An 18,819-nucleotide genomic window follows, 5' to 3' on the forward strand; every position below is an offset into this window, starting at 1 on the left:
CCTCGCAACTTCCAAGGGCCTTGTCATGCGCGTCTTCAGCGCGACCCTCGCGGTCGAAACCAACACCTTTGCGCCGATGCCGACGGCGCTGTCCTCGTTCAAGGACTTCGGCCACTACCCGGCCGGCCAGCACCCGGACCGGATGAGCCTCTATGCGGGCCCGCTGTGGGCCGCGCGCCTGCGCGGCGCCGAGCGCGGCTGGCGCCTGCAGGAAGGCGTGGTGGCGGGCGCGCAACCCGGCGGCATCACCACGCGCCATGCCTACGAGACCTTGCGCGAGGAGCTGCTCGCCGACCTGCGCGAGGCGATGCCGGTCGACATGGTGCTGCTGGGCCTGCACGGCGCGATGGTGGCCGATGGCTACGACGATTGCGAGGGCGACCTGCTGGCGCGCGTGCGCGCGATCACCGGGCCGGACCGGGTGATCGGTGTGGAAATCGATCCGCATTGCCACCTGACAGAGGCCATGACCGCCCACGCCGACCTGATCGTCGCGTTCAAGGAGTACCCGCACACCGACATCCTCGAACGCGGCCTCGAACTGGTCGACCTCTGCGCCGCGATGGTCGAGGGCCAGGTCGACCCCGTGGCCGCGGTGGTCGACTGCGGGATGATCGTCACGGTCCACACCTCGCGCGAGCCGGCGCGCGGCTTCGTCGACCGCATCCAGGCGCTCGAAGGCAAGGACGGCGTGCTGTCGATCTCGATCGCGCACGGCTTTTCCTGGGGCGACGTGCCCGACATGGGCACCAAGCTGCTGGTCTACACCGACGGTGATGCGGCCCGGGCCCAGGCGCTGGCCCGCCAGCTGGCCGACGAGTTCATCGCGATGCGCGACGGCCTCACCGTGCCCTATCCGGACATCGACACCGCGCTCGACCAGGCGCTGGCCTTCGACGGCAGGCCGGTGGTGATCTCCGACGGCGCCGACAACCCCGGTGGCGGTGCGGCCGGCGATGCGACCTTCATGCTGCGCCGGATGAGCGAGCGCGGCATCGGCGATGCGGCGCTGGGCCCGATGTGGGACCCGATCGCGGTGCGCATCGCCTTCGATGCAGGCGTGGGGGCGCGGCTGCCGATGCGCATCGGCGGCAAGATCAGTCCGTTGTCGGGTGATCCGCTCGACCTGGTCTGCATCGTCAAGGCGCTGCAGCAGGACCTGGTGATGAGCGGGCTGTCGGGCACGCCGGTGGCGATGGGCGACTGCGCATTGGTCGAGGCGAACGGCATCGAGATCGTGCTGGTCACGCGGCGCAACCAGGCCATGGGCACCGACCTGTTCACGCAGCTGGGCTGCGAGCTGGCGGCGAAGAAGATCGTGGTGGTGAAGTCCTCGCAGCACTTCTACGCCTCCTTCTCCCAGGTGGCGAAGCAGGTGATCTATGCGGGCGCGCCGGGCAGCGTGACGCTGGACCTCCGGACCTTGCCCTACCAGAAAGTACAGCGGCCGAAGTGGCCGCTGGATGTGTAGGAGCTTTTCGCCGAGCGCCCCGGATGTCGGGGCGCTCGCGTGGGCTCACTCGAACTTGAAGATGAACTCCTGGGTGGCCAGGAGTTCGGCGTCGCCCGTGGTCTGGCACTCGTACTTCATCATGGCCGCGCGTACCGCGCTGTGATAGACCCGCGGCCCCGAGAGCACGCGCACTTCCGTCACATGGCCGCCCTTGATGCGTGCCTCGGCCGTGACCACGCCGTTGACGCCTTCGTCCAGCGCCTTGCGCGGCATCTGCGGTGCCACCTGCTTGGGGCAGGCCACGGCGATGTCGGTGGTGGTGGCCTTCGGCGGCGCGGGCGGTGCCGGTGGCGTGGGTGGCGCAGCCGGCGGCGGGGGCACCGGCTGCGTGCTCTGCACCGCGGTGATCGCCGGCGCCGCGCTCACGGGCGGCGTCACGGCCGGTGGCGGCACGTAGGCCGGCCGCGGTGGCGGCGGGACCTTGGCCACTTCCTGGCGCACGATCTTCTTCGGAGGAGGCGGCGGTGGCGGAGGAGGCGGCGGTGGCAGCTTGACCTCGGTGATGATGGTCGCTTCCATCGGCTTCTTGATCAGCTCGAGCGCATGCCCGCCCAGGCCCGAGACCAGGCCGTAGCCGATCAGGCCATGGGCCAGCACCATCACGGCGATGCTCACCGGGCCGAAGCGCGACTTGGGGTTGAAGTCTTGGGCGCGCGTCATGGGATGAACTGCTCCGATCCGACGATGCCCAGCTTGGTCAGGCCGGTGCGCTGCGCCGCGGCCATCAGGCCGGCCACGATCTCGTACCTGGCGCGCTTGTCGGGGCGCAGGTGCACCTCGGGCTGCACGGCCTGCGCGGCCACCACCTCGAAGCGGCGCTCGACATCGGCGCGGTCGGCCACGATCTCGCCGTTCCACAGCACGTTGCTGCGTTCGTCCACGTCGATGCGCAGCACCTCGGGCTTGATGTCGCTCGGCGGCGGATTGCCCGTGGGCATGTTCAGGTTCACGGCGTGCAGCTGGATCGGGATCGTGATGATCAGCATGATCAGGAGCACCAGCATCACGTCGATCAGCGGCGTGGTGTTGATGTCCATCATGGGCTCGTCGGAGGGCGCGCTGCGGCGGCGCCCCGGCTTGTCTTTTCGCATGGGCTTGCCTTGTCAGTTGCGCGCGGGCGGCTCGGTGATGAAGCCGACCTTGGCGATGCCCGCGGCCTGGCAGGCATAGATGATCTTGCCCACCGGTTCGTAGTCGGACTGCCAGTCGCCGCGGATGTGCACCTCGGGCTGCGGGTTGAGCGCGGCCACCTTGGTCAGCTTGTCGGTGAGGCTCTTCGTGTCGCGCACCGGCGTGTCGTACCAGTAGATCCGGCCGGCCGCATCGACCGACAGGACGACGGTCTCCGGCTTGCTCTCGCGCACCTCGTTGCGTTCCTTGGGCACCTGCACCGGGACCGAGTAATTGACCACCGGGATGGTGATGAGGAAGATGATCAGCAGCACCAGCATCACGTCGACCAGCGGCGTGGTGTTGATGGCCGCGATGACCTGTTCCTCGTCGCCGCCGGCGGAGGGGATGTTCATTGCCATGGCGCGCCTCGCATGTCGTGTTGCGACAAGGGGGTCAGGCCGGGGTGCTGCTGGCCAGGATCACCGAGTGCAGTTCACCGCTGAACTCGCGCACGTCGTCCATCACGGCGACGTTGCGGCGCAGCAGCCAGTTGTAGCCCAGCACCGCGGGCACGGCCACGGCCAGGCCGATGGCGGTCATGATCAGCGCTTCGCCCACGGGGCCTGCGACCTTGTCGATCGAGGCCTGGCCGGCCACGCCGATGGCGGTGAGCGCGTGGTAGATGCCCCAGACGGTGCCGAACAGGCCCACGAAGGGCGAGGTCGAGCCCACGGTCGCGAGCAGCGACATGCCGTTGCTCAGGCGGCGCTGCACACGCTCGGTGGCGCGGTGGATGCACAGGTCCACGAAGTCCGCGAAGTCGACCTTGCCGCGCAGGCCGTCATGCTTCTTGGTGGCGTGCACGCCCGCATCGGCGATGAAGCGGAAGGGGCTGGTGGGGGCGAGCTGCTCGGCGCCGCTCTTCACGCTGTTGGCGTTCCAGAAGGCATCGTCGACCTGCTTGGCCTGACGGCCCATGCGCGACTGCTCGAAGAGCTTCATCGCGATCACGTACCAGCTGCTCATGGACATGATCACGAGGATCGCGAGCACGGCCTTGGTCACGGCATCGCTCTGGGCCCACAGGGCGCCGATGCCGTAGGGGTTGTCGGTCTTGACCGCTGCGGCGTGGGCCGCGACGGGTGCCGGTGCCGCAGCGGCAGCGGGTGCTGCAGCGGTTTCGGTCGTCGGTGCCGCGACGGGTGCGCTGGCTTCGGTCGAGGGTGCGGCGGCGTTCTGTGCATGGGCCGGCAGTGCGCCTGCCAGGCAGAGGGTCAGTGCCATCGCAGCGGCCGGCACGAAGCGGGCGAGAAGCGTTTTGATCATGTGTGTCTCCAGGGAAAAGAATGAGAAGGAGCGTCGCTTACGCACTACCCGTGCCAACTTGCCAGCCGCGGGTCTTGCCCCAGATGGCATGCACATCGGCGCCGGCGCCGCGCACGACGTGGTAGCGGTCGTAGGGCGCCGCGGTCATGCAGGCGTGGTGCGGCAGGATGCGCACGCGACTGCCCACGGGCAGTGCGGTGAACAGGGCCTGCAGGTCGCCATCGCCGGCCACCAGGCCATGCTCCTGGTGCAGCTCGGCCACGTGCAATCCGGGCAGCGGTGCGCCGCCATCGGCCGGGCAGACCAGGCCGTAGCCGAGGTCGTCGCGGAACTCGGCGCCCGAGCTGTCCTTCGACAGCGCGAGCGCACCGGCATCGATCAGCACCCGACCCGAACGCGGGTTGTGTCCGATCACCGTGGCGAGCACCGACATCGCGACGTCGTCGACGCTGCAGATGCCGCGTGCGACCTGGTCGAGATCGAAGAAGGTGTAGACGCCGGGCCGCATCTCGGTCACGCCTTCGAGGCTCTCCGCGCACACCGCGGTGGGCGTGGCGCCGACGCTCACCACGTCGATCCGGAAGCCGGCCGCGCGCAGGCGCTCGGCGGCGTGCACCGCACCCGCGCGCTCGGCCTCCGCGATCGCGCGGATCGCATCGCGCCCTTGGGCGTGGTAGCTGTGGCCCGCGTGGGTCAGCACGCCAACCAGCGTGAAGGCCTCGCTCTGCTGCACGGCCTGTGCGACGGTCAGCAACTCGGCGTCGTCGGGCGCCAGGCCGCCGCGTCCACCGCCGGTGTCGATCTCGATCAGCATGGGGAAGGCGGCTTCCAGTGCGCGTGCCTGTTCGGCTGCCGAGAGCACCGCTTCGACGCGGTCGACCAGCAGCGTGATCCGTGCACCGTGCGTGCGCTGGATGCGATCGAGCGCTTCGATCTTGCTGGTGCTGATGCCCACCGCATAGGTCAGGTCGAGGAAGCCGTTGGCCGCGAAGTAGTCGGCCTCGGCCACGGTCGAGACCGTGATGCCGCCGGCCTGTCCGCGCGTGGCCAGGCGTGCCACTTCCACCGACTTCGACGTCTTCAGGTGCGGACGCAAGGCCACGCCATGGTGCGCGGCGCGCTGTGCCATCGCGGCGCAGTTGCGTTCGAGGATCGTGCTGTCGAGCAGCAGCGCCGGCGTGGCGAGTTCGGCCAGCGCCATGTCTGCGAACGCCGTCATCGGGACGCCTCGATCTGCGCCACCACCTGGTCGACGGCAGCGGCCACCTGGCTCACGAAAGGCGGCAGCAGCACCAGCGTCATGTGCTCCGCGCCTTCGATCAGCTGCAGGCTGCTTTGCGTCGACAGCGCGGTGTGCGCTTCCTGGAACTCGGGCCAGCGTTGCTGCACCGCGCTGGCGCCTTCGGCACCTTGCGGGAGCTTCTGCAGCGCGGCCCACAGCACGGCCAGCGGACGTGCACCGAAGTCGGGCGATGCGCCGGCCTGGCGCGCGACGTCCTGCAGTGCGACGAGCTCGGCCTTCGTCATGTCGACGGCTTCGGGCGTGTAGGTCGCGATCATCTGTTCGATGACCTGCGGCATGTCGGCGAAGATGGCCTGCACCGGCGCGAACTCCGGCGGCGGCGGGCCACCGGCCTGGAACTTGACGCGCTTGTCGCGCTCCGCGGCCAGCACGGCTTCGGGCACTTCGGAGAACACTTCGAACTGCTCGGGGTGGCTGGCGTCGAGCATCACGATGCCGGCCACATGTTCCGGATAGAGGCCGGTGTAGATGCGGTTGAGCAGGCCGCCCAGCGAGTGGCCGATCAGCACGATCGGGCCCGTCACGCCGGCGGCCGTGAGCAGCGCATGCAGGCGGTGTGCGTTGCGCACGCCGTCGAAGCCTTCGCCGTCGGCCTCGCTCCAGCCCGTGCCGGCGCGGTCGTAGCTCACCACGGGATGCTTGACGGCCAGGGCCTGTTGCAAGCGGCCATAGATCGGCGAGGCGCAGCCGCCGCCGGCTTCGATCACGAGGGTGGGCTGCGTGGCGCTGGCGGGTGCGGGGCCGCTGCGCTGCAGGTGCATCGTGCGTCCGTCGATGGTGTAGAGCTCGCCGGGTGCTTTCATCTTCAGTTTTTCTTTCATTGGGGAGGGCGCGAGGCGTGTCGGTTCTTCCACGCGGGGCCAGTAGTCGAGATCGCGCACGCGGTAGGGCAGGTTCGCGAAGTCGTTGCTCAGGGCGGCCGGTGTCGAGACATAGAGCACGGCCTTGGCGATGGGGCCGAACTGCGCATGGAAGTGCTGCGCGGACTTGACCACGATCAGCTTCTTGTTCGCGAGTTCGATGCCCAGGCCGGTGAACAGGTCGGTCGACATGACCTGGTTGCGCTTGCTGATCAGCACGATGTCCAGGCCGTTGGCGGCCTGCACCCAGACGGTGGTGCCGAGCAGGGTGCGCGTGCCGGCCGTGAGGCCGCCTTGCGAATAGTCTTCCGCCACGGCCTTGATCGTCACGCGCAGGTCGACCGGGTCGCCCGAGGTCAGGCCGCACTTGCCGCCCAGGCGCAGGTCGAAGCTGGCGCCGACACCGGCGTCGCGGCAGAGGTGGATTGCGCCCAGGTCCCAGAAGGCGCCCATGGCCACGTCGGCGATGCCGCGATCGAGGATGGCACGCAGCACGAAGGTGGCGTCGCTGGTGGCGCCGCCGCCGGCGTTGTCCGCCATGTCGGCGATCACCACCGGGCCGCCTTCGACGGCCATGGCCGCGTCCAGCGTTTCCTCGACGGAGGGTGCGTGCGCACCGATCCGATGGCGCAGGTCCCAGAATTCGCGGCCCAGTTCGTCGGCCAGCCTGGCGGCCAATGCGGGGTCGTTGTCGGTCACGACCCAGAGCTTGGCGCCGGCCTCGGGCACGTCGGCCCAGGGGAAGCCATGGCCCAGCGAGACCGAGAGCACGCCCGGCTGCTTCTCGGCGGCTTCCATGCGGCGCACGAAGCTGGCCATCGGTTCGCGCGTGGTGTGCCAGAGGCCCACCATGCGGCAGTCGTGCACGGCGGTGGTCGGCTTGACGCGGCCCTGCGCGGTGTCGACGACGATGCGCGTCAGCTCCTGCATGCGCACCACCGCGTCGGTGTGCGGGTATTCCTTGTAGCCCACGATCACGTCGGCGCCGCTGACCATCTGCTGCGTGAAGTGGCAGTGCAGGTCGAGCTCGACGCCGATCGGCACGTTCGGGCCGACGATGGCACGCACGCGCGAGATCAGGTCGCCTTCGCAATCGTCGTAGCTGTCGGCGACCATCGCGCCGTGCAGGATCAGGATCACGCCGTCGACCGGGCCGGCATCGCGCAGGTCGGCCAGGATCTCGTCGCGCAGGCTCTCGTAGACGGTGCGCACGGTGCGGCCCAGCGGCTGTGCGAAAGCCAGCAGGCTCTCGACCATGTCGTGGCCTTCGGCCGCGAGCAGCCGGCGCAGCTCGACCGCGAACATGCCGTAGCCGTCCGCGTCGCGCGTGCTGGAGTCGCCGTGGAAGACGCCGTATTCGTTGAAGCTTCCCCAGCCGGTGGGGGCCGAGACGAAGGTGTTGGTCTCGGTGGCGAGCAGGGCGGCGAAGAACTTCATGCGCGGGACTCCTCGCGGATCAGATGCACGTTGTGGGTGCGCAGGGTGTCCATGCGCAGGCCCAGGACCTTGTCGGCGTGGCGCTCGACATTGAGGATCGAGCGGCCCATGCGTGCCAGCAGCGGATCGGTCGAGGTCAGCACCATCACGTCGGCCGACAGGACCGTCAGCACGGCGGCCTGCTGGCCGTGGCGGCCCTGCACCGTGAGCAGCAACTGGCCGTCGATCAGCTCCATGCGCGCGGTGGCATCGAGGTCGGGGCTGTGGTAGTGGCCGCACAGCGCCGGTGCCAGCGTGGCGGCGTCGGGGGCGCTCTGGTCCAGGCGCTCGAAGCGGCGCGCGTGGCCGCCTTCGAACAGCGTCAGGGATTCGTTGGTCTTGGCCGGATCGAGGTCGGAGGCCTGAAGCACCAGGTCGTTGACCGGCAGGTCCTGCAGGCCCAGCCAGAGCTTGCCGTCGCCGTGGTGCATCGGCAGCGCGGCATTGCCCTGCCACGACATGGCGAGCTTGCCGGCCACGTCGGCGAAGGAAATCACGTGGCCGGTGGCCGGTGCGTGGTAGCGCTGGCCGATCAGGCCGGGGAAGTCGGCCGCCTGCGGGCGCGTTTCGTGGGGCTCGAGTTGCTCCTCGAGGAGCAGGTCGACCACCTTGCACGCGAAGGAACTCGGCGCGATCGGTGCACCGTTGACCATGATGATGATGTCGAGCCCGTGGCTGGGCACGCTCAGCATCTGCGAAGTGGCGCCCAGCACCGCGCCGGCGTGATGGATGATCTCGACGCCGCGGTAGGGGTGGCGCGCCAGGCCGTAGCCGTAGGTCACGGTCGAACCCGAGCTCAGCGTGGTCGGCGCCGACAGCGCGTCCCAGCTTTGCGGGGTGCCCACGGTCTTGGTGGGCGCGCGCAGGTGCGCCAGCCAGCGCAGCATGTCGTCCACGGTCGACACCAGCGAGCCGCCGCCGTCGAGTTCGCAGGGGTAGAGGCCGCGCTGCCAGCCGCCTTCGGCCGCCGGCATGTAGAGGCCGGCGAGGCCCGGATGCACGTCGAGGTCGGTGGTCACCGAAGCGGTGTCGGGCATGCCGAGCGGGCCGAACAGGCGGGCCTTGAGGAAGGCGTCGTAGCTCAGGCCGCTGACGCGTTCGATGATCTTCGCCAGCAGGTGGTAGCCACCGTTGCTGTAGACCATCTGCGAGCCGGGCTCGAAGTTGAGTTCGCTCTGGCGCGCCATCGCGGGCATGCCCGGTCCGGGGTGGCAGAAGGTCATGCCGTGCGCCATGACCCACAGTTCGTCGTGGCCGCGCCAGCCGCTGGTGTGGGCGAGCAGCTGGGCCACCGTGGGGCCGTTGTGGCTCAGCGTCGGCAGTTCGGGCAGGTAGGTCTGCGCCATCGCGTCGAGTTCGACCAGGCCATCCTCGACCAGCAGCATGATGCCCATCGAGGTGAAGTGCTTGCTCGTCGAGGCGATGCGCATGCGGCTGGTCGGCGTGAGCGCCACGCCCATCTCCAGGCTGGCCATGCCGAAGGCGCGGCGGTACAGCAGCTGGCCATGGTGGGCGATGCCGATCACCAGGCCGGGCGCATCGCTGCGTTGGAAGGGGGCCAGCAACGCGTCGATCGCGGCCAGCGCGGCCGTCACTTTGTCGGCCGTGAAGGGAACAGGTTCAGACATGGGGATGCTCTGCAAGAGAAGACATGGAAGAAGGGCGGGGCGGGCTCAGGTGGTGGTCTGCGCGGCCTGCATCAGGCGCACGAAGCGGCCTTCGGTGGCGCGCAGCACCATCGCGCCGAGCACGCCGCCGACCAGCGTCGTGATCACGACGGCGGTGGCCAGGCTGTTGCCGCTGATCGAGCCCTTGAGGCTGTCGGACAGCAGGCCCACCGTGAGCGGACCCATCACGCCGAAGGGCAGGCTGGCCATGGTGAGCAGTGCGATGGTCCGCGCGCGCAGATGCGCCGGGGCCGCGTCCTGCAGCACGTTGGGCAGCAGCACCGCACCGCTGATGAGCGGCACGACCAGCAGCGCGAGCAGCATGAACACGTCGGTCGACGAGCGCATGAACAGCATCAGCACCGAGAGCAGCGCCGCGCTGAGGTTGCCCAGCATGATGATGCGCAACGCGGCGGCCGGGCCCATGCGGCGCTGCACGAAGCGCATCACGAGCACGCCCAGCGCACCGCCGACCAGCGTGCCGGTCAGGAAGGCCAGGCCGATGCCGCGGCCCACTTCGGCCGGCGTGGCGCCGAACTCGCGCGCCGCGACCACCGGCAGCCAGGTGCCGATCGAGCTCAGGCCCACGGCGCCCAGGCCGAAGCCGATCACCAGGCCGGCGAACGTGCGCCAGTGCGTGGTGAGGTGCTCGCGAAAGCCGATGGCGTTGGCGGGTGTCACGGTGTCGAAGCTCAGGGGCGCGGCCTTGCCCTTGCCGCCGCGGCCGCCGCGTATCGACAACACCAGCAGCGCCACCGGGATGCCTGTGGCGGCCATCACGAAGAAGGTCAGGCGCCAGGCCTCGTAGCCCTGCATCGACACCGGCAGCAGGTGCCGCAGTTCGTCGGTCAGGTTCACGACGCTGCCGCCCAGCAGGGCGCCGAGCGCGCTGCCGAAGATGATCGACAGCGCGAACACCGCGTTGGCGAACACCCGCTGCGCGCGCGGGAACAGGTCGGGGATCATGCTGTTGGTGATCGGCGTGAGGCCGGCTTCGCCGACGCCCAGCCCGATCGAGGCGATGAACAGCACGCCATAGCCTTCGGCCGTGCCGCGCAGGCCGGTGGCCGCGCTCCACAGCACCACGCAGGCGGCGAGCACCACGCGGCGGTCGTAGCGGTCGCTGAGCCAGCCCAGCGGCAGCGTGGCGATGCCGGTGAACAGCACCAAGCCCGCGCCCTGCAGCAGGCCGATCTGCGTGTCGGACAGCGACAGCGACAGGCGCACCGGCTCGGTCAGCAGCGTGAGCACGACCTTGTCGACCGCCCCCAGCACCGTGGCGATGATCAGGACGATCAGCGCATACCAGGCGCTGGGCGGGGCCTTGACGACCCCTTCGGACACCCCGGCCGACGACCCTTCGGTCGCCAGCGAGGGCGCGATCGGCGTGAACAGCGCCATCGTCAGAACGGCACGGTCATGGTCACACCGATGGTGCGTGCCGGTGCCAGGGCCACCAGGGCCTGGGTGGGCGAGGTCACGCCCACTTCAGCCGACACCAGGCCGCGCTTGTCGGCCAGGTTGCGGACATAGGCGGCCAGGCTGAAGCGCGGGAACTCGATGCCGGCCTGCAGGTCGACCATCGTGTAGGCCGGCAGCTTGATGCTGGGCGCGACCGTGCTGCCTTCGTAGCCCGCGTCGCGCTTGCCGGTGTAGCGTGCGGCGATGCCGACATAGGCGTCGCGGCCTGCGAGGCTGAAGTTTCGCGTCACGCCGGCCGAGGCCGCGAAGCGCGGCGTCGAGGGCAGGCGCGAACCGGCCTTGGCCTGGAGGCCGGCGGCATCGGTCTGCAGGCGCGCATCGATCAGCGAGGCCGAGGTGTGCAGGTTCCAGTCGCGGGTGGGCTTCCAGCCCAGCATCAGCTCGGCACCCTTGATGCGTGCATCGCCGGCGTTGGTGAAGAAGCCGAAGCCCCCGTCGCGGATCGGCTGCTGGATGTTCTTCCACTCGATGTCGTAGAGCGCGGCTTCGACCGACACCGTGCGGTTCAGCAAATCGGCCTTGTAGCCGAGCTCGTAGCTCCACAGCGAGTCCGACTCGTACATCGGCTTGACGAGGTTGCGGTTGGTGTTGGGCTTCAGGCCATTGGGGCCGCCCGGGCGGTAGCCGCTGGCGGCGCGGAAGTAGACGTTGCTGGTCTTGTCGAGCGCGTACTTGGCCGTGGCCAGGTAGGTGGTGGGGCTCTCCGACGATTCGCCGCCGCCCGTCGAGGGCACCGGGCCGATCAGCAGGCCGGCGTTGCGGTCGGTGTACGACTGCTTGTTGTGCGCCAGGCGCACGCCACCCGTGAAGGACAGCGCGGACGTCGCGTTCCAGGTGATGTCGCCGTAGGCCGCGACTTCCTGATAACGGTTGGGCTTGCCGGTGACCAGCAGGTTCATGTCGGGCAGGCCGGCGGGCAGGTTCGCATCGATGCGGCCCGCGACGTTGCCGCGCTCGCGGTTCAAGTACAGGCCGGCCAGCCACTCGAAGGTCTGGCCCGAGCGCGAGGTCAGGCGGAACTCCTGGCTCGTGCGGTGCTGGTCCACATTGCTGCCCAGCGGGACCGAGACGGCCGTCAGGCCCTGCGTGCGCAGGAAGGGTACATAGGCACCGCTGATGTCGGCGGCGTTGCTGATCTTCACGTCCTGCACGGAGGTGATCGAGTTCAGGCGGGCCCAGCCAAAGTCGTATTCGACGTCCAGGCCCCACAGCGTGGTGCGGTTCTTGTAGGGCTCGCCGGTGTACAGGAAGCGCGTGCGTTCGCCGTAGACGGGGCGGCCGGTGGCGATGGTCATGTCCTCGAAGCCCAGGCCCCGGCGGCTGACTTCCTGGCTGGTCGCGGTCATGCGCACGGTCAGCTCGCGGGTCGGCGTGAGCAGCAGCGAGAAGCGGCCGCCTTCGGTGTGGCCGCGGTCGATGTTCGAACCTGCAGCCGGGCCGACGGCGTTGTAGCTGCCGCCGACGCGGTCGCTGAAGGCCGAGAGGCGCACCGCGGCCGTGTCTTCCTTGATCGGGATGTTGAGCGTCGCACCGGTGGTGAAGCCGCTGCCGCCGCCCTTGGTCGACGAGGCGCCGAACTTCAGCGCGCCCGAGAACTCGGTGGTGTCGGGCTGGTTGGTCACGTACTTGAGCACGCCGCCCATGGCGCCGGCGCCGTACAGCGTGCCTTGCGGACCGCGCAGGATTTCGATGTGGTGCAGGTCGAGCATGCCCATGTCCAGCGGCGTGAAGCCGCCTAGCGCATAGGCCGAGCTCATGCCCGTGGCGATGTCGTCGATGTACACGCCGACCGTGGCGATGGTCTGCGACGGGCCGGTGGTCAGCCCGCGCATGCTCAGCGAACCGCCGACGGTGCCGCTGCTGGTGAGGTTCACGCCCGGCTGGTCGGCGATGTAGTCGGCCAGCTTCTTCGCGCCTTCGCGCTCCAGCTTCTCGCTGGGCACCACGTTGACCTGCATCGGCACTTCACGCACCGGCTCGCGGCGGCGCGTGGCCGTGACGGTCACGCTGTCGAGCGCGTTCGTTGCCTTGCTCTCGGTCTCTGCCGCAGGGGCGGCGGTCTGCGCGTGCGCAGCCTGGCCCATCAGAACGGCAGCCGAAGCCACCAGCAGAGCGAGCGGCGTGGCGCGCAGGAAAGAGGGGCGGGCGATCCGGTTGAGGCCGGTATTGTCGAGACGAATCATGGGTGAGGCACTCCAGCGAAGGGGTTGTGACGGCAGTCGATCCGGTCGGCATCCTACAAATGAATTTCCAAATTAGCAATTTATTTTCTTGTCTGTATAAACTTGGCGAATTGGGCAAAATGCCGCCTTGCGTATAGATTCGCGGTCTGCAATCCGTATCGTCCCTAGGACCTCTCACCACATCGCCTCATGAACGACAACCCGTCTGCTTTCTCCCCTGCGCGCGTGGCGCCCGGCGAGACGATTCGTGCCCTTCGCAAGCGACTGGGCCTCACGCTGGGCGAGGTCAGCGCACGCACGGGACTAGGGGTTTCCACATTGTCTAAATTGGAAAAAGGGCATGCGTCTTTGACGTATGAGAAATTGCAGCTGATCAGCGGCGGCCTCGGCGTCGACATGGCGCAGGTGCTCGAGCCCTCCGGCAGCAGCACCGGCAGCGGCGTGACCGGCGCGCGCGGCGGCCCGGCGCTGGCACCCGCGCCGCAGGTGCGGGGCACGGGGCGCCGCGTGGTGCAGCGCCACGGCGAGGGCATGGCGGTCAGCAACCGCACCTACCGCCAGACTTACCTCGCGACCGAACTGCTCAACAAGCGGCTCACGCCCATGATCACGGAGGTGCGCGCGCGCAGCCTCGACGACTTCTTCTCGGAGTTCGGCGGCCTCACGCACCACCCGGGCGAGGAATTCATCTATGCGCTCGAGGGGTGCATCGAGTTCCACACCGAGCTCTATGCGCCCGTGCTGCTCAATCCCGGCGATTCGGTCTACTTCGACAGCGCCATGGGCCACGCCTACGTGGCCGCGAGCGAGGGCCCGTGCCTGATGCTCTCGGTGTGCGAGTCGGTCAACGACGTGCATCCGTCGATGAGCGCGCCGGTGGCCATGCCGCCGATCGTCCGGCGCGTCGAGGCTGGCACGCCATCCGCGCCGTCCTCGGCGCCGAGCGCGAAGCGCAAGAAGTAGCCTGTCGCATCGCGAAGGTGCCGACGGCACCCCGTCGTTCAGCGGCCGTCTGCGTTGCGGCCCGGCGTCGCAAGTCCAGCCATGCCCTGATCGGGGAGCGGCGCCGCGTGCCGGTGCGGCATGCACGTTCCCGGGCGTCCACGGTGCCCGTCACGAGCGAAAAGGCGTTGCCGCGCTTGGCACGCCGATTGCTTACTAACCGATCAATTAATTGTCAGGGTTAGTCCCGTGGCGTGGCGCGGTGTACGCCCTAAACTTCGCCTGAAATTAATTGATCGATTAATTATGTAAGTCCTGCCTTGGCAGACGCTCTTTCAGGAGAACCTCATGAACTTCCAATGGAAATCCCTCGCAGCGGCGTGGATGCTGCCGACCTTCTGCCTCGGCGCCTGGGCGCAGGACACGGTCAAGATCGGCGTGATCCAGCCCCTGACCGGATCGGTGGCCTACAACGGCCAGGCCTTCGTGGCGGGCGCCAAGCTGGCGGTCGAACAGCGCAACGCGGCCGGCGGCGTGGGCGGCAAGAAGATCGAACTGGTGATCGAGGACGGCCAGTGCCGCCCCGCCAACTCGGTGAACGCAGCCGAGAAACTGATCCAGCGCGACAAGGTGGTGGCCGTGACCGGCGCCTTCTGCAGCTCGGCCACGGCCGCGGTCATGCCGGTGGCCGAGAAGTACAAGGTGCCGCTGCTCAGCGGCGTGTCGTCCAAGGCCGATCTGACCGAGAAGGGCATGCAGTACTTCTTCCGCTCGGCCGAGACCGACCGGCTGATGTCCAAGACCTTCAGCAAGATCCTCGCGGAGAAGCTGCAGCTCAAGAACGTGGCCTACATCGGCGTCAACGACGACTGGGGCCGCGGCGGTGTCGAGGACTTCTCCAAGGACCTCTCCGGCATGGGCGTGAAAACCGTGATGAAGGAGTACTTCGACCACGGCGCGACCGACTTCTACACGCTGCTGACCAAGCTGCGCGCGGCCAAGGCCGACGGCGTGTTCGTGGCCGCCGAGACGCAGGACGGCTCGATCCTCGTCAAGCAGTTCAAGGAGTTCGGCCTCAACACCAAGATCTTCGGCGTCGGCTCCTGGGCCACCGCCGACTTCATCGGCCTCACGGGCGCGGCCTCCGAAGGCGTCTACGCCGCCGTGCCCTATGCCTCGAGCATGCCCGGCGAGCGCAACAAGGCCTTCGTCGACCAGTACGCCGCCGCTTACAAGGAGAAGCCGGGCAAGTACGGCGCGGCCGGCTTCAACGCGCTGAACATCCTGATGGAAGCGGCCGCCCGCGCGGGCAAGGCCGAGCCCGAGGCGATCCGCGACGCGCTGCGCAAGACCGACTACCAGGCGCCCAACGGCCGCTACCGCTTCACCGAAAAGGGCGAGGGCTACGGCTTCGACGTGGTGCTGGTGCAGATCGTCGGCAAGGAGCCGAAGGTCGTGGCCGAGTCCCCCACCGAGAAGCCCTGAGCCGCGGCGCACCCGCAGATCGGAACGCAGATGGAACTGCTCCTGCAATACCTCGCCAACGGCCTCGTGACCGGGTCGTTCTATGCGCTGTCGGCGCTGGGCCTGACCCTGATCCTGGGCCTCATGCGGGTGGTGAACTTCGCCCACGGCGAGCTCTACATGCTCGGCGGCGTCATGGGCTGGTGGGCCACCACGCGGCTCGGCCTCGACTTCTTCACCGGGCTGCTGCTGGTGGCCGTGGCGATGGGCGCCTTCGGCTGGCTCATCGACCGCTTCCTGATCGAGCGCATCCGCGACCAGGGCGAGGAGGCCGGCATCCTGCTGACCATCGGCCTGTCGATCTTCCTGGCCAACACCGCGCTACTTGCGGTCGGCACCGCGCCGCTGAAGGTCGAGGCACCGATCTCCGCCGGTCCGGCCTTCCTCGGCCCGATCGTGCTGACCAAGCTGCGCCTGTTCGCGGTGGCGGTGTGCGCGCTGATGATCGTCGTGGCCTGGCTCACGATCCACAAGACCCGCCTGGGGCGCTCGATGCGCGCCACCTTCCAGGACCCGATGGCCGCGCGGCTGGTGGGCATCCGCACCGCCAACGTCTACGCCGCGACCTTCGCGATGGGCACCGTGATCGCCTCGATGGCCGGCATGCTGCTGGGCTCGATCTATTCGGCCCAGGTGTCGGTGGGCGGGCTGGTGAGCATGAAGGCCTTCGTGGTGGTGATCCTCGGCGGCATGGGCAGCTTCGCCGGCGCGATCGCGGGCGGCCTGCTGCTGGGCGTGGCCGAGGCCCTCTGGGGCGGGTACGTCGCGACCGGCTGGGTCGACATCATCGGCTTCGCGCTGGTGATCCTGACCCTCGTCTTCAGGCCCTACGGCCTGTTCTCCAAGCGCGCGGAGCGAGCATGAAATTCGAACGCAACTTCCTCTTCGGCTTCCTGGCGCTGGCCGCGCTGGTGCCCTTCGTGGTGCGGGACCAGTACCTGCTGCACATCGCCATCATCGTGCTGTTCTACGCGGTGCTGGCCACCAGCCTGAACCTGGTGGTCGGCTACGTCGGCGAGTTCTCGCTCGGTCACACGGCCTTCCTGGGCACCGGCGCCTATGCCGCGGCCATCCTCTCGACGCAGTACGGCTGGCCGATGTGGGCCACCGTGCCGGTCGCCGGCGTGCTGGCCGCGGCGATGGGCGTGGTGATCGGCGCCATCACGCTGCGCCTGCAGGGCCCGTTCTTCGTGATCGTGACGCTGTCCTTCGCCGAGGTGCTGCGACTGGTCGCCGACAACTGGATCGGCCTGACCAACGGCCCGATGGGCATCGCGGGCATCCCGCAGCCCGCGATGCTGGCCGAAGCCGGCAACCTTGGGGCCAAGCAGTTCTACTACGCCGTGGCCTGGGGCGTGCTGGCCATCGCGCTGTATCTCTCGTACCGCTTCGTGCATTCCAACGCGGGACGCGCGGCCGTGGCGATCCGCGAGAACCGCTTCGTCGCGCAGTCGATCGGCGTGCGCCCGCTGACCTACTCGATGCTGGCGCTGGTGCTCGGAGCCTTCCTGTCGGGCATGGCCGGTGGCTTCTATGCGCACTACATCTCCTTCGTCGGGCCGGAGATGTTCCGCTTCGCCTTCATGATCAGCATGATCATCATGGTGCTGATCGGTGGCAAGGGCACGCTGGTCGGGCCGCTGATCGGCGCGCTGCTGGTGACGCTGCTCGAGGAGTACCTGCGCGAGACCAAGGAGCTGCGGCTGTCGATCTTCGGCCTGGCCGTGATCGCCATCGTGCTGTTCCTTCCGCAGGGCCTGATGGGTTTCGCGCAGCGGCGGCGCGAGCGGCGCCTGCCGACACCCGCATCGACCAAGCTGGCGACGCCGGCCACCGGGAGAGCCGCATGAACGCCGCCCTGAGCCTGCCGGCCGGCGCGACGCTCGAAGTGCGCGGCCTGGGCAAGTCCTTCGGCGGCATCAAGGCCGTCAAGGACATCAGCTTCGACGTGCGCCCGGGCGAGATCGTGGGCCTGATCGGCCCCAACGGCGCCGGCAAGACCACCTGCTTCAATCTGATCACCGGCTTCTACACGCCGAGCACCGGCCAGGTCCGCTATGGCGGCGCCGACGTCACCGGCGAGAAACCTTTCCGCATGGCGCGCCGCGGCATCGTGCGCAGCTTCCAGAAGACCAACATCCTGAAGTCGCTGACGGTGTTCGAGAACGTGCTCACTGGCCATTACCTGGAAGCGCGCCAGTCGCTGTGGCAGACCTTCTTCCCGGGCAGACGGGTGCGCGAGACCGAGCAGGCGGTGCGCGACAGCGCCGCGCGCATCGTCGAGACCATGGGCCTGTCGCAGCGCATGGACACTTCTGCCTCGGTGCTGTCCTGCGGCGAGCTGCGCCTGCTGGAGGTCGCGCTCGCGCTGGCCGCCAAGCCGCAGGTGCTGATGCTCGACGAACCCGCGGCCGGGCTCAACAGCCAGGAGGCGCGCGTCTTCGGCGACATCCTCAAGACCCTTCCGGGCCGGCTGGTGCAGTCGGTCCTCATCGTGGAGCACAACATGGGACTGGTGATGGCGGTGTCCGACCGCGTGGTCGTGATGCATTTCGGAGAGAAGCTGGCCGAGGGCACGCCGGCCCAGGTGCAGGGCGACCCGCGCGTGGTCGAGGCCTACCTGGGCGGAGGGAAGAAGGCATGAGCGCCGTCCTCGAACGATCGCCGCCGGCCGGTGCCGCGCCTGCGGGCGAGCCGCTGCTGGCGCTGCGCCAGCTGCATGTGAGCTATGGCAAGACCGCGGCCCTGCACGGCGTCGACCTGCGCATCGCGCCGGGCGAGGTGGTGGCGCTGATCGGCGCCAACGGCGCGGGCAAGAGCACGACGCTGCGCGCGATCTCGGGCCTGCTCAAGCCGACGCGCGGCGAGATCCTGTTCAAGGGCCACGCCATCGGCGGCATGCCGGCCGACCGCATCGTGGGGCAGGGCATCGCCCAGTCGCCCGAGGAGCGCCACGTCTGGCCCGCCATGACGGTGCACGAGAACCTGGCCCTCGGCGCCTACCTCTGCAAGTCGGCCACGGTGGTGGAGGAGCGCGCCGCCAAGGTCTACGCCCGCTTCCCGCGGCTCAAGGAGCGCTACCGGCAGCTGGCCGGCACGCTCAGCGGCGGCGAGCAGCAGATGCTGGCGATCGGCCGCGCGCTGATGTCGGAGCCCACGCTGCTGCTGCTCGACGAGCCCAGCCTGGGCCTGAGCCCGCGCATGGCCGAGGAGGTGTTCGACTTCGTGCGCGAGATCCACGCGCACGGCGTGACGGTGCTGCTGGTGGAGCAGAACGTGCACAACGCGCTGTCGGTTGCGGCGCGGGCCTACGTCTACGAGACCGGCCGCATCGTGGCGGAGCGGCCGGCGGCCGAGCTGCTCGAGGACACCGCCTTGCTGAGCGCGTATCTGGGCGGCTGAGTCGGGCGGAAGAGGCCGGCCGGCGAAG

16 protein-coding genes and 1 pseudogene are annotated in these 18,819 nt (G+C 68.9%); 7 read left to right on the forward strand and 10 right to left on the reverse strand.

All coding sequences use genetic code 11. The annotated features are described in order from the left end of the window. Positions 1–25: 25 nt before the first annotated feature. Complete coding sequence (locus K0H49_RS14210; protein WP_219213578.1) at positions 26–1,471, forward strand: M81 family metallopeptidase; 1,446 nt, start codon at positions 26–28, stop codon at positions 1,469–1,471. Between the two features lie 45 nt (positions 1,472–1,516). Here the strand turns inward: K0H49_RS14210 and K0H49_RS14215 are convergent, their stop codons facing one another. From K0H49_RS14215 to K0H49_RS14255, 10 genes and pseudogenes are all read right to left on the reverse strand, one after another. Next, on the reverse strand, positions 1,517–2,173 hold the full coding sequence (locus tag K0H49_RS14215; protein WP_219213579.1) for an energy transducer TonB: 657 nt from the start codon (positions 2,171–2,173) through the stop codon (positions 1,517–1,519). After that, entirely contained in the window at positions 2,170–2,604 is a 435-nt protein-coding gene (locus K0H49_RS14220; RefSeq protein WP_219213581.1) for an ExbD/TolR family protein, read from the reverse strand. Before K0H49_RS14220 ends, K0H49_RS14215 begins: the two co-directional genes overlap by 4 nt. 12 nt (positions 2,605–2,616) lie before the next feature. Continuing rightward, positions 2,617–3,045 (reverse strand): ExbD/TolR family protein, encoded by a 429-nt coding sequence (locus K0H49_RS14225; protein ID WP_183027338.1) that lies wholly within the window; start codon positions 3,043–3,045, stop codon positions 2,617–2,619. 34 nt (positions 3,046–3,079) lie between these two features. Continuing rightward, positions 3,080–3,952 (reverse strand): MotA/TolQ/ExbB proton channel family protein, encoded by an 873-nt coding sequence (locus K0H49_RS14230; RefSeq protein WP_219213583.1) that lies wholly within the window; start codon positions 3,950–3,952, stop codon positions 3,080–3,082. 37 nt (positions 3,953–3,989) lie between these two features. After that, the gene (locus tag K0H49_RS14235) at positions 3,990–5,171 is read right to left on the reverse strand and encodes an alanine racemase (RefSeq protein WP_219213584.1); all 1,182 of its coding nucleotides are present in this window, start codon (positions 5,169–5,171) and stop codon (positions 3,990–3,992) included. Beyond that, positions 5,168–6,076 carry an alpha/beta fold hydrolase gene (locus tag K0H49_RS30600; RefSeq protein WP_307886062.1) on the reverse strand — a complete coding sequence of 303 codons (909 nt, stop codon included), beginning with the start codon at positions 6,074–6,076 and terminating at the stop codon, positions 5,168–5,170. The genes K0H49_RS14235 and K0H49_RS30600 overlap by 4 nt, the downstream gene beginning before the upstream one ends. A 36-nt stretch (positions 6,077–6,112) precedes the next feature. Next, a pseudogene (locus tag K0H49_RS30605) lies at positions 6,113–7,552 on the reverse strand (M81 family metallopeptidase); the annotation flags it as partial. Continuing rightward, positions 7,549–9,219: a serine hydrolase domain-containing protein gene (locus tag K0H49_RS14245; protein ID WP_219213589.1), complete on the reverse strand. Its 1,671-nt coding sequence runs from the start codon at positions 9,217–9,219 to the stop codon at positions 7,549–7,551. The gene K0H49_RS14245 and the pseudogene K0H49_RS30605, both read right to left, overlap by 4 nt. A 45-nt stretch (positions 9,220–9,264) precedes the next feature. Beyond that, positions 9,265–10,659, reverse strand: a complete 1,395-nt coding sequence (locus K0H49_RS14250) for an MFS transporter (RefSeq protein ID WP_219213590.1) — start codon at positions 10,657–10,659, stop codon at positions 9,265–9,267. A 2-nt stretch (positions 10,660–10,661) separates the two neighbouring features. After that, a complete protein-coding gene (locus tag K0H49_RS14255; RefSeq protein WP_219213593.1) occupies positions 10,662–12,923 on the reverse strand; it encodes a TonB-dependent receptor in 2,262 nt (753 codons plus the stop codon). A gap of 189 nt (positions 12,924–13,112) precedes the next feature. Between K0H49_RS14255 and K0H49_RS14260 the strand changes: the two genes are divergently transcribed. From K0H49_RS14260 to K0H49_RS14285, 6 genes are all read left to right on the forward strand, one after another. After that, positions 13,113–13,886, forward strand: coding sequence for a helix-turn-helix domain-containing protein (locus K0H49_RS14260; RefSeq protein ID WP_219213597.1), 774 nt, complete (start codon positions 13,113–13,115; stop codon positions 13,884–13,886). A gap of 327 nt (positions 13,887–14,213) precedes the next feature. Beyond that, positions 14,214–15,350, forward strand: coding sequence for an ABC transporter substrate-binding protein (locus K0H49_RS14265; protein ID WP_257624865.1), 1,137 nt, complete (start codon positions 14,214–14,216; stop codon positions 15,348–15,350). Between the two features lie 30 nt (positions 15,351–15,380). Further along, positions 15,381–16,253, forward strand: coding sequence for a branched-chain amino acid ABC transporter permease (locus tag K0H49_RS14270; RefSeq protein ID WP_219213601.1), 873 nt, complete (start codon positions 15,381–15,383; stop codon positions 16,251–16,253). Then, positions 16,250–17,239: a branched-chain amino acid ABC transporter permease gene (locus K0H49_RS14275; protein WP_219213604.1), complete on the forward strand. Its 990-nt coding sequence runs from the start codon at positions 16,250–16,252 to the stop codon at positions 17,237–17,239. Before K0H49_RS14270 ends, K0H49_RS14275 begins: the two co-directional genes overlap by 4 nt. Then, positions 17,236–18,033 (forward strand): ABC transporter ATP-binding protein, encoded by a 798-nt coding sequence (locus tag K0H49_RS14280; protein WP_219213606.1) that lies wholly within the window; start codon positions 17,236–17,238, stop codon positions 18,031–18,033. Before K0H49_RS14275 ends, K0H49_RS14280 begins: the two co-directional genes overlap by 4 nt. Continuing rightward, positions 18,030–18,791, forward strand: coding sequence for an ABC transporter ATP-binding protein (locus K0H49_RS14285; protein WP_219213608.1), 762 nt, complete (start codon positions 18,030–18,032; stop codon positions 18,789–18,791). The genes K0H49_RS14280 and K0H49_RS14285 overlap by 4 nt, the downstream gene beginning before the upstream one ends. Positions 18,792–18,819 lie beyond the last annotated feature (28 nt).

It is taken from the genome of Variovorax boronicumulans, assembly GCF_019352895.1.
GTDB classification, from domain to species: Bacteria; Pseudomonadota; Gammaproteobacteria; order Burkholderiales; family Burkholderiaceae_C; genus Variovorax; species Variovorax boronicumulans_A.

Bases quoted from the DNA above. Each gene is read 5' to 3' on its own strand.
- K0H49_RS14215 (WP_219213579.1), bottom strand. From the start codon at position 2,173: ATGACGCGCGCCCAAGACTTCAACCCCAAGTCGCGCTTCGGCCCGGTG.
- K0H49_RS14265 (WP_257624865.1), top strand. From the start codon at position 14,214: ATGAACTTCCAATGGAAATCCCTCGCAGCGGCGTGGATGCTGCCGACC.
- K0H49_RS14260 (WP_219213597.1), top strand. From the start codon at position 13,113: ATGAACGACAACCCGTCTGCTTTCTCCCCTGCGCGCGTGGCGCCCGGC.
- K0H49_RS14270 (WP_219213601.1), top strand. From the start codon at position 15,381: ATGGAACTGCTCCTGCAATACCTCGCCAACGGCCTCGTGACCGGGTCG.
- K0H49_RS14285 (WP_219213608.1), top strand. From the start codon at position 18,030: ATGAGCGCCGTCCTCGAACGATCGCCGCCGGCCGGTGCCGCGCCTGCG.
- K0H49_RS14255 (WP_219213593.1), bottom strand. From the start codon at position 12,923: ATGATTCGTCTCGACAATACCGGCCTCAACCGGATCGCCCGCCCCTCT.
- K0H49_RS14235 (WP_219213584.1), bottom strand. From the start codon at position 5,171: ATGACGGCGTTCGCAGACATGGCGCTGGCCGAACTCGCCACGCCGGCG.
- K0H49_RS14210 (WP_219213578.1), top strand. From the start codon at position 26: ATGCGCGTCTTCAGCGCGACCCTCGCGGTCGAAACCAACACCTTTGCG.
- K0H49_RS14225 (WP_183027338.1), bottom strand. From the start codon at position 3,045: ATGGCAATGAACATCCCCTCCGCCGGCGGCGACGAGGAACAGGTCATC.
- K0H49_RS14230 (WP_219213583.1), bottom strand. From the start codon at position 3,952: ATGATCAAAACGCTTCTCGCCCGCTTCGTGCCGGCCGCTGCGATGGCA.
- K0H49_RS14275 (WP_219213604.1), top strand. From the start codon at position 16,250: ATGAAATTCGAACGCAACTTCCTCTTCGGCTTCCTGGCGCTGGCCGCG.
- K0H49_RS14245 (WP_219213589.1), bottom strand. From the start codon at position 9,219: ATGTCTGAACCTGTTCCCTTCACGGCCGACAAAGTGACGGCCGCGCTG.
- K0H49_RS14250 (WP_219213590.1), bottom strand. From the start codon at position 10,659: ATGGCGCTGTTCACGCCGATCGCGCCCTCGCTGGCGACCGAAGGGTCG.
- K0H49_RS14220 (WP_219213581.1), bottom strand. From the start codon at position 2,604: ATGCGAAAAGACAAGCCGGGGCGCCGCCGCAGCGCGCCCTCCGACGAG.
- K0H49_RS30600 (WP_307886062.1), bottom strand. From the start codon at position 6,076: ATGAAAGAAAAACTGAAGATGAAAGCACCCGGCGAGCTCTACACCATC.
- K0H49_RS14280 (WP_219213606.1), top strand. From the start codon at position 17,236: ATGAACGCCGCCCTGAGCCTGCCGGCCGGCGCGACGCTCGAAGTGCGC.